The sequence below is a fragment of the Micromonospora sp. NPDC048909 genome, assembly GCF_040649635.1.
Taxonomy (GTDB): domain Bacteria; phylum Actinomycetota; class Actinomycetes; order Mycobacteriales; family Micromonosporaceae; genus Micromonospora.
The window spans coordinates 454,392-471,324 of record NZ_JBEZFU010000003.1 but is presented as its reverse complement, the minus strand read 5'-3'; the positions used below and the strand labels follow the sequence as shown (position 1 = coordinate 471,324).

Here is a 16,933-nt window from a genome sequence, read left to right as displayed (position 1 = left end):
CTCCCGGTCGGCCGGACCGCGTCCGGCGTCGTCGATCAGGCCGCGGCGGAGGTCCGCACCAGGGTGCGGATCTGGCGCAGCAGCACCGACAGGGCGGCGAGGTCCGCCCGGGACTCGTCGAACTCGCCCATCGCCCGCTGTGCGCGATGGATGGAGGTCTCGTTCGACTGCTCCCACTGCTGCACCCGCTCCTGCGGCCGCAGGCTGTCCGGCGTGGAGCCCAACACCTCCGCGGTGAGCGCGGCCAGCGCGGCGTACAGGTCGTACCGCAGCGCCATCCGGGCCAGCGTCTGCCACCGGTCCTCGCGGGGCAGCAGGGAGATCTTCGACAGCAGCGAGTCCACCCGGAACAGGTCGGAGAGCACGAAGTAGACCGAAGCCACCTCGCCGACGTCCCGACCCGTGCTCGTCGCGGTCTCCACCACGTCCATCAGACCGAAGCTGTACATCAGCCGGGTCGCCTGCTCGGCCAGCTCGCGCGGCAGCCCCCGCTCGGTCATCGAGTCGATGTGCGCCGTGATGGACTCCCGTTCGCTGCCGTAGAAGAGGCTCTCCAGCCCCGGCAGCAGCCGCGCCACCCCGTCGCGCAGTCGGGTGATCTCCGCCGGCACGTCGATCGGCGAGCGGCGGTTCGTCACCAGCCACCGCACGGCCCGGTCGAGCAGCCGGCGAGTGTCCAGGTAGACGGTGGTCTGCAGCTCCGGCGAGACCTTGTTGTCCAGTGCCTCCACCGCGTCCCAAAGCTCGCGCAGCCCGAACACCTCGCGGACCACCACGTACGCCCGGATCACGTCCGCCGCGGAGGCGGCCGTCTCCTCCATCACCCGGAACACGAACGAGATGCCGCCCCGGTTGATCGCCTCGTTCACCAGCACCGTGGTGACGATGTCCCGGCGCAGCCGGTGCCGCGACATCCGGTCGGCGAAGCGCTCGCGCATCGGCGTCGGGAAGTAGTTGACCAGCACGTCGCTGGTCCACTCCTCGTCGGCCAGCCCCTCGGCGAGGATGTCCCGCTCCAGGACGATCTTGACGTACGCGAGCAGCACCGCGAATTCCGGCGCGGTCAGGCCGGACTCGATCCGGACCGCCAACTCCTCGTCCGGCGGCAGCGCCTCCAGCGACCGGTCCAGCGCGCCGGACCGCTCCAGGTCGTTGATCATCCGCCGGTGCACCGGGAGCAACGAGGCGGCCTGCGCCTGGGCGTTGTTGATCGCCCGGGCCTGGTCGTAGTTGTCCCGCAGCACCAGCTCGGCGACCTCGTCGGTCATCTCGGCCAGCAGCTCGTCCCGCGCCTCGGTGGTCAGCTCCCCGTCGCCGACCGCGGTGTTCAGCAGGATCTTGATGTTCACCTCGTGGTCGGAGGTGTCCACCCCGGCCGCGTTGTCGATGAAGTCGGTGTAGATCCGGCCGCCGGTCAGCGCGTACTCGATCCGGCCCAGCTGGGTGAAGCCCAGGTTGCCGCCCTCGCCGACCACCCGGCACCGCAGGCTCTTGCCGTCCACCCGGATCGCGTCGTTGGACTTGTCGCCCACCTCCGCGTTGGTCTGGCTGGACGCCTTGACGTAGGTGCCGATGCCGCCGTTCCAGAACAGGTCCACCGGCGCGGTCAGGATCGCCCGCATCAGCTCCTGCGGAGAGAGCTGGGTGGCGTCGTCGTCCAGGCCGAGCGCCGCCCGGACCTGCGGCGTGATCGGGATGGACTTGGCGGTACGCGGGAACACGCCGCCGCCGGCCGAGATCAGCTCGGTGTTGTAGTCCTCCCACGACGAGCGCGGCAGGTCGAAGAGCCGCTTGCGCTCGGCGTACGAGGTGGCCGCGTCCGGGTCCGGGTCGAGGATGATGTGCCGGTGGTCGAAGGCGGCCACCAGCCGGATGTGCTCGGAGAGCAGCATGCCGTTACCGAAGACGTCGCCGGACATGTCGCCGACGCCGACCACGGTGAAGTCCTCGCTCTGGGTGTCGTGCCCCAGCTCGCGGAAGTGCCGCTTGACCGACTCCCAGGCGCCCCGGGCGGTGATCCCCATCTTCTTGTGGTCGTAGCCGGCCGAGCCGCCGGAGGCGAACGCGTCGCCGAGCCAGAAGCCGTGCGCCGTGGAGATCTCGTTGGCGATGTCGGAGAAGGTGGCGGTGCCCTTGTCCGCCGCGACCACCATGTACGGGTCGTCGGTGTCGTGCCGGACCACGTCGTCGGGCGGCACGATCTGGCCGCTGACGATGTTGTCCGTGACGTCGAGCAGCGCCGAGACGAACTCCTTGTAGCAGGCGACCGCCTCGTCCCGGTCCCCCGGCTTCTGCTTGAGCACGAAGCCGCCCTTGGCGCCCACCGGCACGATGACGGTGTTCTTCACCATCTGCGCCTTGACCAGGCCGAGCACCTCGGTACGGAAGTCCTCCCGCCGGTCGGACCAGCGCAGCCCACCCCGGGCCACCGGCCCGAACCGCAGGTGCACACCCTCGAACCGCGGCGAGTAGACGAAGATCTCGAACTTCGGCCGCGGCGCCGGCAGGTCCGGAATGGCCTGCGGGTCGAGCTTGAACGCCACGTACGACTTCGGCCGTCCGTCGGAACGCCGCTGGTAGAAGCTGGTCCGCAGGGTGGCCTGCATCAGCGTCAGGTACGAGCGCAGGATCCGGTCCTGGTCGAGGCTGGCCACGTCGTCCAACTGCTCGCGGATGGTCTCCACCAGCTCGGCGCTGCGCCGCTGCCGCTGCTCGGCGTCGGCCGAGCCCGGCGCGAACCGGGTCTCGAAGAGCTGCACCAGCAGCTCGGCGATCCGCGGGTAGGCGATGAAGGTCTGCTCCATGTAGTCCTGCGAGAAGACCGTGCCGGCCTGCCGCAGGTACTTCGCGTAGGCGCGGAGCACCACCACCTGCCGCCAGGTCAGCCCGGCGCGCAGCACCAGCTCGTTGAAGCCGTCCACCTCGGCCTCGCCCCGCCACGCCGCCGCGAAGGCGTTCTCCACGTGCGGGCGCACCTCGGCCAGCTCCTGGTGCGCCTCGGGCAGTCGCAGCCCGAAGTCGTAGAGGAAGACCCGACCGTCGATCCGGTCCACCTCGTACGGGTGCTCGTCGACCACCCGGACACCGAGCGAGTGCAGCACCGGCAGCACCGCGGAGAGCATCATCGGCTCGCCGTACCGGTAGACCTTGAACCGGACGTCCATCGTCTCGTCCAGGTCGGCGCCCGGCATCCGCGCCCCCGCCCGGGGGGCGAGCTGCTTGCGGAACAGGTGCATCTCCAGCTGGCCGGGCTCCTCGAGCAGCTCCAGCTTGGCCAGGTCCTTCATCGCCTCGTACGGCGTGTGCCCGTCCTTGTAGCCCTCCGGGAAAGCGTCGGCGTACCGGGCGAAGAGGTGCTTGGCCTGCTCGTCGCCGAGCTTGCGCTCCAGCACCAGCCGGTAGTCGTCGTCCCAGAGCCGGGTCGCGTCGGCCAGCTCCTCGGCGAGCAGGTCGGCGTCGATGTCACCCGGCGGCTTGGTCGGGTCGGTCCGGACGATGAAGTGCACCCGGGCGAGCATCGACTCGGTGACCCGGGTGGTGTAGTCCACCCCGACCCCGTTCAGCTCGCGCAGCAGGATGTCCTGCATGCGTAGCCGGTTCTGGGTGGTGAACCGGTCCCGGGGCAGGTAGATCAGGCAGGAGATGAACCGCCCGTACGCGTCCTTGCGCAGGAAGACCCGCAGCTGCCGGCGGCCCGCCATGCGCAGTACGCCGATCACCGCGTGGTAGAGGTCGTCGGTCTTGATCTGGAAGAGTTCGTCGCGCGGGTAGGTCTCCAGGATCTGCAGCAGGTCCTTGCCGGAGTGGCTGCGCTGACTCAGCCCGGAGCGGTCCAGCACCTCGGCGACCTTGCGGCGGACCACCGGCAGTTCCCGCACGCTGGTGCGGTACGCGGCGGTCGAGAAGAGACCCAGGAACCGCCGCTCGCCGATCACCTCGCCGGCCTCGTTGAAGATCTTGAACCCGATGTAGTCCAGGTAGGCCGAGCGGTGGACGGTGGCCCGCGAGTTGGCCTTGGTGATGATCAGCAGGCGCTTCTCCAGCACCTTCTCGTGCGCCTCGGGAGGCATCGACGACAGCGCCCGCGCCTCCGGCGCGTCCTGCCGCAGGATGCCCAGCCCGGTGCCGAGCACCGCCTCCAACGCCTGGCCGCCCTCGGGCGCCCCGACCAGCCGGTACTCCCGGTAGCCGAGGAAGGTGAAGTGGTCGTGGGCGAGCCAGCGCAGCAGCTCGACGGAGTCGGTGATGTCCTTCTCCGGCACCGGCGGGCGGTTGTCGCTGGTCCGGGCGGCGGCCAGCTCGTCGGCGAGCGACAGGGCGCGCTGGCGCATCTTCGGCCAGTCCTCCACCGCCTCCCGCACGTCGGTGAGGACCCGCTGGAGTTCCCGGCGCAGGCGATCCCGTTCGGCGGCGTCGCGGACCGGATCGATCTCGATCCGCATCCAACTCTCCACCAGGTCACCGGAGATCGCGTCGTCCGGCTCGACGTCGGCGGCCACCTCGGTCAACCGCCCCAGCGGCTCCCGACGGACCACCACCAGCGGGTGCACCAGCAGGTGCACGTCCAGGTGGTGCGAATTGAGCAACGCGGTCACCGAGTCGACCAGGAAGGGCATGTCGTCGACGACGATCTCGATCACACTGTGGTGCTGCTCGGCGTCCGGCTCGTGGATGCGCAGCTTCAGCTCGCCCGGCACCCGCTGTTGGGCCAGATCCCGGTGCGCCCGGGCCGCCTCGATCATCTCCTCGGCGGTGAAGCCGATCAGCTCCTCGTCCGGGGCGAACCGCCAGAAGCGGCTGACCAGGGTCGCCGCGTCGTGGTCCTCCCCGGCGAGCGCGACCGCCTGAGCCACCAGGCGCTCCGCGTTGGGTACCGGCTCGTCGAGCTCGGCGTCCTCCGCGTCGTCGGCCAACGCCTCGGTCGGAAGACCGAGATCGTAGATGGTGTCGATACTCGACCCGGTCAACCCGGTGACCCCGGTGTCGAGTCGGCCGTAGCCGTCACCGTCGGTCACCGAATCGAAGCTGTCATCGTCCCGGCCGGTGTCATCCTGCCGGAGGTCGGGTTCCGGTTTGATCGCCGGACGCCGGTCCATCGGTGCCACTCCCCTCGACCCACCGCGTTGTGGGTCACTCTGCCGCCCAGCCTAGGCCTGCCGCCCTGCGCCGTTCTCGGCGGACCACCGGCCGGACGTCCGGATCGGGACTCTGTCCTTTCACCCGTTGCGGGTCCGAGGTTGGCCGCTTGCCGAGTACCCCGCCGCGCGATGTTCATCACACTGTCGCGGGTCCGTCTTTACGCACGTCGGCTCCCGTTCGGGGACGATAGGGACGGCGTTCGCGTACTACCGTGCAGGGCAGCCCGAAATCGGAGGGACTCGCTCCATGCACCTGTCGTACCCACCACGCCGCCACCGCTACTCATTCCGGCGTCCACTCGCCGCCCTCGCCGCCACCGTCCTCGCCGCCGGCGCGCTCACCGGCTGCTCGGGCGAGGACGGCCCGGAGCGCAGCGTCGACACCTTCCTGGCCGGCTGGCGGACGGGCGACCTCCAAGCCGTGGGCTTCGTCGACGCGACCGGCGCCAAGATCCCGGCCGCCGACGTGACCCAGCAGCTCAAGGAGCTCTCCGGCGAGCTGGCGGCCACCCCGCCCAAGCTGACCCGGCAGGGCGATCCGAAGATCACCGCCAACACCGCCACCGCAGGCATCCGGGTGGAGTGGGCCCTGCCCGGCGACACCCGCTGGGCGTACGACCGGCAGGTGCGGCTGAGCCGGGGCGGCGACGACCAGTGGCAGGTGATCTGGGAGCCGCAACTGGTGCAGGAGAACCTCACCAAGGGTGACCGGCTGGGTCTGCGCCGGGACGCCGGTCCCCGGGCGGCGGTGCTCGACGGCGCCGGCCAGCCGATCGTGGCGCCCCGGCCGGTGGTTCGGGTGGGCATCCAGCCCAATCAGGTACCTGACGTCAAGGGGCTGGTCGAAAAGCTCGACGCGGCGTTCCGGGCGATCCGTCCGGCGCTGGTGCCCGCCGTCGACCTCGCCGACCTGCCCAAGCGGCTCGCCGAGGCCGACCCGGGCGCGTTCGTCGAGGTGGTGACGTTGCGCGAGGAGGCGTACCGGCAGATCAAGCCGCGCATCTACGACCTGTCGGGCACGAAGTTCCACTCCGAGAAGCTCGACCTGGCGCCCACCCGCGAGTTCGCCCGGGCGCTGCTCGGCTCGGTCGACCCCGCACAGGCCGACGACCTGGCGGCGCACCCGGACCGGTACGCCGCCGGCGACCTGGTCGGCCACGGCGGCCTGCAGGGCCGCTACGACGACCGGCTACGCGGAAAGCCCGGGCTGACCGTGCTCATCGAGCGGCCGGGCGAGGACGGCAAGCTGGTGCCGACCGGCACCGAGGTGTTCCACCACGCCCCCGAGCCCGGGCAGGCGGTGAAGACCACCCTCGACGTGGCCGTCCAGAACGCGGCCGACTCGGCGCTGCGTGCCGAGAAGCGGCGGGCCGCCCTGGTGGCGGTGCGGATCAGCGACGGCGCCGTGCTCGCCGCCGCGAACGGCCCCGGCCCGGCCGGTGAGAACCTGGCCTTCACCGCCCAGGTCCCGCCCGGCTCGACGTTCAAGATGGTGAGCGCGCTCGGCCTGCTCGACAAGGGCGCCGTGACGCCGGACGCGACCGTCGACTGCCCGAAGACCTTCACGGTGGAGGGTCGGTCGTTCAAGAACTCCGACAATTTCGCGCTCGGTCGGGTGCCGTTCCGCACCGACTTCGCCAAGTCCTGCAACACCGCCTTCGCCGCCCTTGCGCCGAAGCTGGGCGGCGACGGGCTGGCCGTCGCCGGCCGTTCGCTGGGCCTGGAGGCGAAGTGGGACGTCGGCGTCGACGCGTTCAGCGGCAAGGTCTCGGTGAACGGGTCCGGGGCCGAACAGGCCGCCGCGGCGTTCGGGCAGGGCACCACCGTGGTCAGCCCGCTGGCCATGGCCGGCGCCACCGCGGCCGTCGCCCGGGGGCGCTTCGAGCAGCCGAAGCTGCTGCTGGACCCGGCCCCGGCCGCGCCGGCGGCCGCCGGACCGGACCTCAAGCCGGAGTCGGTCGAGGCGGTACGGGCGATGATGCGCGAGGTGGTCACGGCCGGCACCGGCAGCTCGTTGAAGGACGTCCCCGGCGACCCCGTCCACGGCAAGACCGGCACCGCCGAGTACGACAACAACCCGGCGCACACCCACGCCTGGTTCGTCGGCTGGCGGGGCGACGTGGCGTTCGCCGTCTTCGTCGAGCAGGGCGGCTCCAGCGCCGCCTCCGCCGTCCCGATCAGCGAGCGCTTCCTCCGCGCCCTGCCCCGCTGACCCAGCGACCCGCCCGACTCATTCGGCAGCGCTGTCGATGGCGAGGGCCTGGGACGGGGAGGTGTTGGAGCTGAGTCGTTTGTGACATCAGCTCCAAACGGACCACGTTCCACCGCACGGGATCGCGCGCGGCGGTCCGGCAGTCTCAAATATGGAGCAGTTCGACAGGGCGCGGCGGCACCCATCGGTCCGGGCCCCCCGCCCGGCGGCGGTCAGGCGATGCCGGCGGCGGTGCGGGGCGTGTCGTCGTCGTCATCGGCCGGCGGGAGCGGGCCTTCCGGCCCGCTCCCCTGCGCGGGAACCGGGCCGGGGAGCGGGCCGGGCGCGGAAGCCGCAGCGGGCGCGGCGGCGGATGGAGCCCGGCGCAGCAGGCCCGGGCCGGCCGCGGCCGGCGGGCCGACCGGCTCCAGCCCGGCCGGCTCCCCGGTCAGCACGCCGAGGGCACCGCGCGGAGCGGTCGGCGCCACCGCACCGGCGCCGTCCGCGTCCCGCTCGTCCGCCTCGACAACCGGGCGCACGGTGGCCGGGGCCGGCGGGATCGCGGCGGGAACGGCCGGGCGGCCGTTGCCACGACGCGGTCCGGGCGCGGCCGACGGGCCCGGGAGCAGCCGGGGCGGCACCGCCTCCGGCGCGGTCACCGGGGCCAGCCCGGCCACCACGGTGTTGACGATCTCGGCGGCGTAGGTGCCGTCGGGGTCGTAGTCGGGGTCGAAGACGGTCAGCTCCACGCCGAGGCAGTGCGGGGTGTCCACCAGCCCGGCGAGCAGGATCTCCAGCTCGGCGAAGGCGATGCCGCCCGGGTCGGGGGCGTCCACCGCCGGCATCACCGCCGGGTCCAGCACGTCCACGTCGATGTGCACCCAGTAGCCGGCGCAGTCGGCGAGCTGCTCGTGCGCCCACTGGGCGGTGCGCGCGGCGCCCTCGGCGCGCAGCGCCGGCACCGGCCGGGTGGTGATTCCGGCGGCCTGCAGGTCGAGGCGGTACTCGTCCTGCGCGCGGATGCCGAGCACCACCACGTCGATGTCCCGGAAGTACGGCCGGCGCCCCTCGATCGCGGCCAGGTCGGCCTGCCCCCGGCCGGTGACCAGGGCGAGGTCCTCGCCGGCGGCCGCACCCACGTACGAGGCGTTGCCCGGGTGCCGGAAGTCGGAGTGCCCGTCGACGAAGACCAGCCCGATCCGGCCGCCGACCGCCTCACCGAGCCGGTGCATGGCCAGCGCCGAACCGATCAGGACGGAGCAGTCGCCCCCGAGCACCAGCGGAAACTCGCCACGATCGATGATCGATCCGATCCGCTCGGCGAGCGCCGCGGAGTAGTCCGCGATCTCCCGGGCGTGGCAGACGCCGTCGCCGGGTCGCCAGTCGCCCGGGTCGTACCGTGGCGCGGTGACGCAGCCCGCGTCGCGGGCCCGCAACCGGGCCAGCAGGTCCTGGTCGCGCAGCGCGCCGGGGGCCTTGGCGCAGCCGGGCACGGAGCTGGGCGTGGGTGGGCGCAGACCAAGGTTTGTCGGCGCGTCGAGGACGGCGATCCGGCGCATCATGGGCTCCCGTCCTCGGTGGTCGGGCGGGCCGGCCGGAACGCCGGCCCGCGCTGGCGTGCTACGTGCTCGGAACCGTGTCGTTGCTCAGAACAGGGCGCTGGCGAGGGCCCGCCGGGCCGAGGCGACCGCTGGGTCGTCCGGACCGGCCATGGTGAAGAGGCCGACCAGGTGCTGGCGTACCTTCTCGCGCTCGTCGCCCGCGGTGCGGCGGACCACACCGACCAGGCGCTTGTAGGCCTGCTCGGCAAGGCCGCTGAGCACCTCGATGTCGGCGGCCAGCAGCTGGGCGTCGACGTCGTCGGGGTTGGCCTCGGCGGCGGTGAGCGCCGCCCGCGGGTCGGCGCCGGCGACCCGGCGGGCCAGGCCGACCTGGGCCAGCCCGGCCTCGGCCGCGGCGTCCGCCGGTGCGTCGGCCAGGATCTTCCGGTACGCCCGCTCGGCGGCGTCCAGGTCGCCGCTCATCAGGGCGTCGTCGGCCTCGTCGAGGCGCGGGTCGACCGGCTCGGCGACGCTGACGCCGCCGGCCTTCAGCACCGCCTGGATCCACTGCCGCAGCTGCGCCTCGGGAACCACCCCGGAGAAGGCGTCGACCGGCTGGCCGCCGACCACCGCGTAGACCATCGGGATGCCCTGCACCCGGAACATCTGGGCGATCCGCGGGTTGGCGTCGACGTCGATCTTGGCGAGCACCCAGGCCCCGCCGCCCTCGACCGCCAGCCGCTCCAGCACCGGGGAGAGCTGCTTGCACGGCTCGCACCACTCGGCCCAGAAGTCGATCACGACCGGTGTCGTCAGCGACCGTTCCAGCACCTCGGACTGGAAGGTCGCCTCGGTCACGTCGATGACCGTGGCGCCGCCGCCGACGGCGCCCCCCGGCGCGCCGGCGGGCGGACCGGCCTGGGCCGGGGTGGAGGTCGGGGCAGGGGTGCGCAGCGCGCTGAGGTCGACCGCGCCGCGGGTGAAGATCGACGAGGTGATCCGTGGGTCGCTCATGGTTACCTAGTCTCGCACGGACCTCGCCGAACTCAGATCAACCGCGACGGCGACAGTTGCAGTTCTCACCCTGCTCACCGGCCCCCTCCGGCCCCGCCCCGATCAGAAGCGGGCGGGCTCGCGGTAGGTGCCCCACTCGGCACGCAGCGCGTCGCAGATCTCGCCCAGGGTCGCCTCGGCGCGGACGGCGTCGAGCATGGCCGGGATCATGTTCCCGTCGGTGCGGCTGACCTCGATCATCCGGGCGACGGCGGCCCGGACCGCGGCGTCGTCCCGGCCGTCCTTCCGCTCGGCCAGCATTCGCCGCTGCTCCAGCTCCACCTCGTGCGAGATGCGCAGGATCTCCAGGTCCTTGGCGACCGTGCCGGTGTGGCAGTTCACCCCGACGATCTTCTTGTCGCCCTTCTCCAGCGCCTGCTGGTAGACGAACGCGGACTCGGCGATGTGGCCGGTGAACCAGCCGTCCTCGATGCCGCGCAGGATGCCGGAGGTCATCGGGCCGATCTGGTGCGGGCCCTCGCCACCGAGCTGGCGGATCCGGGCGAAGATCTCCTCGGCCTCGGCCTCGATCTTGTCGGTGAGCGCCTCGACGTACCAGGAGCCGCCGAGCGGGTCCGCCACGTTGACCACCCCGGTCTCCTCCATCAGCACCTGCTGGGTACGCAGGGCGATCTCGGCGGACTCGTCGGTCGGCAGCGCGAGGGTCTCGTCCAGCGCGTTGGTGTGCAGCGAGTTGGTGCCGCCGAGCACCGCGGCGAGCGCCTCGACGGCGGTGCGGACCACGTTGTTCACCGGCTGCTGGGCGGTCAGCGACACCCCGGCGGTCTGGGTGTGGAACCGCAGCCAGAGCGCCTTCTCGCTGGTGGCGCCGTAGACATCGCGCAGCCAGCGGGCCCAGATCCGGCGCGCGGCCCGGAACTTGGCGATCTCCTCGAAGAAGTCGACGTGCGAGTCGAAGAAGAAGCTCAGCCCGGGAGCGAAGACGTTGACGTCCAGCCCGCGGCTCAGCCCCAGCTCCACGTAGCCGAACCCGTCGGCCAGCGTGTACGCCAACTCCTGCGCGGCGGTCGAGCCGGCCTCGCGGATGTGGTAGCCGGAGACCGAGAGCGGCTTGTAGCGCGGGATCTCCCGGGCGCAGTACTCCATCAGGTCGCCGATCAGGCGCAGGTGCGGCTCCGGGTCGAAGAGCCACTCCTTCTGCGCGATGTACTCCTTGAAGATGTCGGTCTGCAGCGTCCCGTCCAGGGTGGACAGGTCGGCGCCCTGCCGCTCGGCGGCGACGAGGTACATGCAGAAGACCGGCACCGCCGGGCCGGAGATGGTCATGGAGGTGGTGACGCCGGCCAGGTCGATGCCGTCGAAGAGCGCCTCCATGTCGGCGGCGGTGTCGATGGCGACGCCGCAGTGCCCCACCTCGCCGAGCGCCTGCGGGTCGTCCGAGTCGCGGCCCATCAGGGTCGGCATGTCGAACGCCACGGAGAGTCCGCCACCGCCGGCGCCCAGGATCATCTTGTAGCGCTCGTTGGTCTGCTGGGCGTTGCCGAAGCCGGCGAACTGCCGGATGGTCCAGGTCCGGCCCCGGTAGCCGGTCGGGTACAACCCCCGGGTGTACGGGTACTCGCCCGGCCAGCCGATCCGCTCGAAGCCCGGGTGGGCGACCCCCTCGGGCGGCCCGTAGACCGGGTCCACGGTCATCCCCGAGAGGGTGGTGAAGTCCGCGTCCCGCTTGCGCGCGGCGTCGTACCGGGCCTGCCAGCGGGCCCGTCCGGCGGCGATCTCGTCGGCGTTCATAGCGGGGCTCCTCCTCGAGTCCTCGACTGCACGTCGAGTGTAGAGCCCCTTCCTGAACGATCGCTAAGTAAGCTGGTACCGGCGGGTAACCTGATCAGGCCGTCGGCGCGGCCGGGCCACCCAGCGCCACGTCGTCGACCCGCAGGTTGACCTCGTCCACCCGCAGCCCGTACGCCTCGACCGCCGCGGTCACCGCCACCCGGACCGCCTCGGTCACCTCGGGCACCGTCCGGCCGGCCTCGATCACGATGACCAGGTTGATCACCGCTGCGCCGTTGGTGACGTGCGCCGAGCAGCCGCGCCGGGCGTCGCCGACCTGGTCCAGGCCGACCTTGTCGAGGACCGCGTTGAAGAACCGGGCCACGTCGCCACCCAGCTCGGTCACCCCGGGCACCGACCGGGCGGCGGCGACCGCGATCTTCTCCACCACCTCGTCGGAGACGGACGTCGTACCGCCCGCCACCGCCTGCGGCGTCACCGACAGCTCCTGCGTCGCCTCGTCAGCCATGGTCTCCCCAAAACCGTCGCACCGCCCCACGGATCCGTGGCGCGGTGCGAGCGTACTAGGCGGGCGGGTCCGCAGTGGACCGGTCAGGCGCCGAGCTGGGCGAGCAGCTCGTCGGCCGCCGCGTACGGGTCGATCGCCCCCTCGGCCACCTTGGCGGCGAGCGACGGCAGCTCCGTACCGTCGCGCAGCCAGCCGATCCGGTCGCGGAGCACGCCGAGCGCGATCGCCTCGATCTCGGCGGCGGCCCGCGCCTCCTGGCGGCGGCGCAGCTCGCCGTGCTCGACCAGCCAACCGCGGTGCTTGTCGATGGCCGCGGCGATGTCGTCGATCCCCTCGCCGCGGGCGGCGACCGACCGCACCACCTGCGGCCGCCACTGCCCCGGCGCGCGCTCACCCAGGGCGATCATGCCCTGGATGTCGCGGACGGTGGCGTCGGCGCCGTCCCGGTCGGCCTTGTTGATCACGAAGACGTCCGCGATCTCCAGGATGCCGGCCTTGACCGCCTGGATGGCGTCGCCCATGCCCGGGGCGAGCAGCACCAGCGTGGTGTCGGCCAGCGAGGCCACCTCGACCTCGGCCTGCCCGACCCCGACGGTCTCCACCAGCACCACGTCGCAGCCGGCGCCCTCCAGCACCCGCACCGCCTGCGGGGTGGTCGCGGCCAGCCCGCCGAGGTGGCCCCGGCTGGACATCGAGCGGATGTAGACGCCCGGGTCGGTGGCGTGGTCCTGCATCCGCACCCGGTCGCCGAGGATCGCGCCGCCGGTGAACGGGCTGGACGGGTCGACCGCCAGCACGCCGACCCGGTGCCCGCGCGCCCGCAGCGCCCGGACCAGTTCGTTGGTGGTCGTGGACTTGCCCACCCCCGGTGAGCCGGTCAGCCCGACCACCTGGGCCTGACCGGCGTACGGCGCCAGCGCCGCGGCGACGTCGCGCAGCACCTCGTCGCCGTTCTCCACCAGGGTGATCAGCCGGGCCACCGCGCGGGGATCCCCCGCGCGGGCCCGCTCGACCAGCATGGGTACGTCCCGGCTGCGCCGCACCGAGCCGGTGGCCGCAACCGGGGCGTTCGCCACGACTTCGCTCACTCGCCGGCTGCCGGAACGTGGATGACCAGCGCGTCGCCCTGCCCGCCGCCGCCGCAGAGCGCGGCCGCGCCGGTGCCGCCGCCGCGGCGCTTGAGCTCCAGCGCGAGGGTGAGCACCAGCCGCGCGCCGGACATGCCGATCGGATGGCCCAGCGCGATGGCCCCACCGTTGACGTTGACCTTCTCCGGGCTGATACCCAGCTCCCGGGTGGACTGGATGCCGACCTGGGCGAACGCCTCGTTGATCTCGATGAGGTCGAGGTCGGCGACGCCCAGCCCGGCCTTGCGCAGGGCGTGCAGGATCGCGTTCGACGGCTGCGAGTGCAGGGAGTTGTCCGGGCCCGCGACGTTGCCGTGCGCGCCGACCTCGGCCAGCCAGGTCAGCCCCAGCTCCTTCGCCTTGGCCTTGCTCATCACCACCACCGCGGCGGCGCCGTCCGAGATCGGCGAGGAGCTGCCGGCGGTGATGGTGCCGTCCTTGGTGAAGGCCGGACGCAGCTTGGCCAGCGACTCGGCGGTGGTGTCCGGCCGGATCCCCTCGTCCTCGCTGATCACCAGCGGGTCGCCCTTGCGCTGCGGAATGACCACCGGGGTGATCTCGTCGGCGAAGTGGCCGTTCTTCTGCGCGGCGGCGGCGCGCTGGTGGCTGGCCGCGGCGAAGGCGTCCTGCTCCTCGCGGCTGATGCCGTGCTTAGCGCCGAGCCGTTCGGTGGACTCGCCCATCGAGCAGCAGTCCCAGGCGTCGGTGAGCCCGTCCAGCGCCATGTGGTCCTTGATCACCACGTCGCCGTACTTGTAGCCGGCGCGCTGGCCGAGCAGCAGGTGCGGGGCGTTGGTCATCGACTCCATGCCGCCGGCCACGACGATGTCGAACTCGCCGGCCCGGATCAACTGGTCGGCGAGGGCGATCGCGTCCAGGCCGGAGAGGCAGACCTTGTTGATGGTCAACGCCGGCACGGACATCGGCACGCCGGCCTCGACGGCCGCCTGGCGGGCCGGGATCTGGCCGGCGCCGGCCTGCAGCACCTGTCCCATGATCACGTACTGGACCTGGTCGGGGCTGACACCGGCCCGCTCCAGGGCCGCCTTGATGGCGATGCCGCCGAGCTTCGTGGCCGGGAGGTCCTTGAGGTTGCCCAGCAGCCGCCCCATGGGGGTGCGTGCGCCGCTGACGATCACCGAAGCCATACCTGCCTCCGAGGGGGGTGCCGACCTGTACGCCTTAACGATTGTTCGGCCAGACTAGCGCCATGACCGAGAACTCCCCCGCCGAGCCCGCTGCGGAACACGTCACAGACATCGGGCTGCGCCGAATCGACCACGTCGGCATCGCCGTGGCCGACCTGGACGCCGCGATCGACTTCTACCAGCGGACGTTCGGCATGCGCTGCGTGCACACCGAGACCAACACCGAACAGGGCGTCCGGGAGGCGATGCTGGCCGTCGGCCCGAGCATTGACGGCGGCTGCCTGCAACTGCTCGCCCCGCTCACCCCGGAGAGCACCATCGCGAAGTTCCTGGACCGCAACGGCCCCGGCGTGCAGCAGGTCGCGTACACCGTCGTGGACATCGACGCGGCCTGCGCGGCGCTGCGCGAGCGCGGGATGCGGCTGCTCTACGAGACGCCACGGCGCGGCACCGCGAACTCCCGGATCAACTTCGTGCACCCGAAGGACGCCGGCGGTGTCCTGGTCGAGTTGGTCGAGCCGGCCGCCGGGCACTGAGACATCGGCCGGTGCGCACGTCGGTGCGCGGTTCAACGTTCACCCGGGCACCTTCACGCATCGGCCGATGCAGTTTTTCACAGAGGGCTTCCCGCCCTAGCTACCGTTCAGTAACGTCCGCGCCACAGGAGCCCGACCGGCGCCCGATGTGTCGGTTGCCGACATGGCGGCCGGTCGCACCGGCGCCGACGATGGCAGCACCCAGACCCGTACGCGCGGGTGCCGACGAACGGGAGGTCACCGTGCAGGACATCCTCGAAGCGATCATGGCGGCGGACGAGTCGAGCGACCCCGACCGCGAACTCGCCCGGCTCGCCGACCTGCCGGTGCCGGAGAGCTACCGGGGCGTGGTCGTACGCGCCGAGGAGGCCCGGATGTTCGACGGGATGGCGACCCGGGACAAGGACCCGCGCAAGGCGCTGCACGTCCAGGAGGTCCCGACGCCGGAGCTCGGCCCGGGCGAGGCGCTGGTCGCGGTGATGGCCAGCGCGATCAACTACAACACCGTCTGGACCAGCATCTTCGAGCCGCTGCCCACCTTCAAGTTCCTCCAGCGCTACGGCCGGCTCTCCGAGCTGACCCGCCGGCACGACCTGCCGTACCACGTGGTCGGCTCGGACGCGGCCGGCGTGGTGCTGCGTACCGGCCCCGGGGTGACCCGGTGGCAGGCCGGCGACGAGGTCGTCGCGCACTGTCTCTCGGTGGAGCTGGAGGACGCGGCCGGTCACGACGACACGATGCTCGACCCGCAGCAGCGGATCTGGGGCTTCGAGACCAACTTCGGCGGCCTCGCCGAACTGGCCGTGGTCAAGGCCAACCAGCTGATGCCGAAGCCGCGGCACCTCAGCTGGGAGGAGGCGGCCAGTCCCGGGTTGGTCAACTCGACCGCTTACCGGCAGCTCGTGTCGCACCACGGGGCGAACATGAAGCAGGGCGACGTGGTGCTGATCTGGGGCGCCTCCGGTGGGCTCGGCGGCTACGCCACCCAGATGGCGCTGAACGGCGGAGCCATCCCGGTCTGTGTGGTCTCCTCGCCGGAGAAGGCCGAGCTGTGCCGGCAGATGGGCGCCGAGCTGGTCATCGACCGGGCGGCCGAGGGGTTCCGCTTCTGGTCCGACGAGCAGACCCAGGATCAGGACGAGTGGCGGCGCTTCGGTGAGCGGATCCGCGAGCTGACCGGCGGCGAGGACCCGGACATCGTCTTCGAGCACCCCGGGCGGGAGACGTTCGGCGCCAGCGTCTACGTCGCCCGGCGCGGCGGCACCATCGTCACCTGCGCCTCCACCAGCGGCTACCAGCACCAGTACGACAACCGCTACCTCTGGATGCACCTGAAGCGGATCGTCGGCAGCCACTTCGCCAACTACCACGAGGCGTGGCAGGCCAACCGGCTGGTGGCGCTGGGCAAGGTGCACCCGACCGTGTCCCGGACGTACCCGCTGGAGCAGACCGGCCAGGCCGCGTACGAGGTGCACCGCAACGCCCACCAGGGCAAGGTGGGCGTACGCTGCCTCGCGCCGCGCGACGGCCTGGGGGTACGCGACCCGGAGCTGCGGGCCCGGCACGAGACGGCGATCAACCGGTTCCGCGGTCACTGACCGCCGTCCGTCCCGGCGGCGGCGAACGTCCGGGCTGGACAGCCCGCCGGGGCGGCGGGCCGTCCAGGCCTGGCGCGGTCACGCGGCCGGTGCCGGGCGGGCCGTCCGGAGGAGCGCCGGATGACCAATCCGGTGAACCCGATTGCCTTTCGCAGGGGTCGCCGAAGACCCATTCGAGTGATCTCCACCGGAGCCGGACAAAGGGCCGCGAGCTGCTCTCGCGGCCCTTTTTCGTGCCGCACTCGGCACCGTCCGGCCTGCACCGGGAGCTGCCAAGATCGGCGTTTGGTCCGGCGAACCGACCCGACGATGTTGACCATGTAAAGAGGACCCGAAAGCTG

At 72.1% G+C, this 16,933-nt stretch carries 9 protein-coding genes and 1 pseudogene; 3 read left to right on the top strand and 7 right to left on the bottom strand.

Annotation, left to right across the window (positions count from 1 at the left end; genetic code table 11):
- Positions 1-35: 35 nt before the first annotated feature.
- Complete coding sequence (locus AB0C04_RS11485; protein WP_357051814.1) at positions 36-5,096, bottom strand: NAD-glutamate dehydrogenase; 5,061 nt, start codon at positions 5,094-5,096, stop codon at positions 36-38.
- Between the two features lie 289 nt (positions 5,097-5,385).
- Between AB0C04_RS11485 and AB0C04_RS11480 the strand changes: the two genes are divergently transcribed.
- Entirely contained in the window at positions 5,386-7,350 is a 1,965-nt protein-coding gene (locus AB0C04_RS11480) for a penicillin-binding transpeptidase domain-containing protein (RefSeq protein WP_357051811.1), read from the top strand.
- A gap of 605 nt (positions 7,351-7,955) precedes the next feature.
- Here the strand turns inward: AB0C04_RS11480 and AB0C04_RS11475 are convergent.
- The 6 genes and pseudogenes from AB0C04_RS11475 to AB0C04_RS11450 form a co-directional block, all read right to left on the bottom strand.
- Positions 7,956-8,891: pseudogene (locus tag AB0C04_RS11475) on the bottom strand (arginase family protein); the annotation flags it as partial.
- 84 nt (positions 8,892-8,975) lie between these two features.
- A complete protein-coding gene (locus AB0C04_RS11470; protein ID WP_357051808.1) occupies positions 8,976-9,884 on the bottom strand; it encodes a tetratricopeptide repeat protein in 909 nt (302 codons plus the stop codon).
- Positions 9,885-9,986: 102 nt separating this feature from the next.
- Positions 9,987-11,675 (bottom strand): methylmalonyl-CoA mutase family protein, encoded by a 1,689-nt coding sequence (locus tag AB0C04_RS11465; protein ID WP_357051805.1) that lies wholly within the window; start codon positions 11,673-11,675, stop codon positions 9,987-9,989.
- Between the two features lie 94 nt (positions 11,676-11,769).
- Complete coding sequence (locus tag AB0C04_RS11460; RefSeq protein ID WP_350871868.1) at positions 11,770-12,183, bottom strand: Asp23/Gls24 family envelope stress response protein; 414 nt, start codon at positions 12,181-12,183, stop codon at positions 11,770-11,772.
- An 83-nt stretch (positions 12,184-12,266) separates the two neighbouring features.
- Positions 12,267-13,202, bottom strand: coding sequence for a methylmalonyl Co-A mutase-associated GTPase MeaB (meaB, locus tag AB0C04_RS11455; protein WP_357052259.1), 936 nt, complete (start codon positions 13,200-13,202; stop codon positions 12,267-12,269).
- Positions 13,203-13,267: 65 nt separating this feature from the next.
- Positions 13,268-14,458, bottom strand: coding sequence for an acetyl-CoA C-acetyltransferase (locus tag AB0C04_RS11450; RefSeq protein ID WP_350871866.1), 1,191 nt, complete (start codon positions 14,456-14,458; stop codon positions 13,268-13,270).
- 62 nt (positions 14,459-14,520) lie between these two features.
- On the opposite strand from AB0C04_RS11450, the gene mce reads away from it, so the two are divergent.
- Positions 14,521-14,994, top strand: a complete 474-nt coding sequence (mce, locus tag AB0C04_RS11445) for a methylmalonyl-CoA epimerase (RefSeq protein WP_357051800.1) — start codon at positions 14,521-14,523, stop codon at positions 14,992-14,994.
- Between the two features lie 242 nt (positions 14,995-15,236).
- Positions 15,237-16,592: a crotonyl-CoA carboxylase/reductase gene (gene ccrA, locus AB0C04_RS11440; protein ID WP_357052256.1), complete on the top strand. Its 1,356-nt coding sequence runs from the start codon at positions 15,237-15,239 to the stop codon at positions 16,590-16,592.
- Positions 16,593-16,933: the final 341 nt, after the last annotated feature.

Coding starts and splice junctions, on each gene's coding strand:
- AB0C04_RS11480 (WP_357051811.1), top strand. CDS start 5,386: ATGCACCTGTCGTACCCACCACGCCGCCACCGCTACTCATTCCGGCGT.
- AB0C04_RS11465 (WP_357051805.1), bottom strand. CDS start 11,675: ATGAACGCCGACGAGATCGCCGCCGGACGGGCCCGCTGGCAGGCCCGG.
- AB0C04_RS11450 (WP_350871866.1), bottom strand. CDS start 14,458: ATGGCTTCGGTGATCGTCAGCGGCGCACGCACCCCCATGGGGCGGCTG.
- AB0C04_RS11470 (WP_357051808.1), bottom strand. CDS start 9,884: ATGAGCGACCCACGGATCACCTCGTCGATCTTCACCCGCGGCGCGGTC.
- AB0C04_RS11460 (WP_350871868.1), bottom strand. CDS start 12,183: ATGGCTGACGAGGCGACGCAGGAGCTGTCGGTGACGCCGCAGGCGGTG.
- meaB (WP_357052259.1), bottom strand. CDS start 13,202: ATGCTGGTCGAGCGGGCCCGCGCGGGGGATCCCCGCGCGGTGGCCCGG.
- AB0C04_RS11485 (WP_357051814.1), bottom strand. CDS start 5,096: ATGGACCGGCGTCCGGCGATCAAACCGGAACCCGACCTCCGGCAGGAT.
- mce (WP_357051800.1), top strand. CDS start 14,521: ATGACCGAGAACTCCCCCGCCGAGCCCGCTGCGGAACACGTCACAGAC.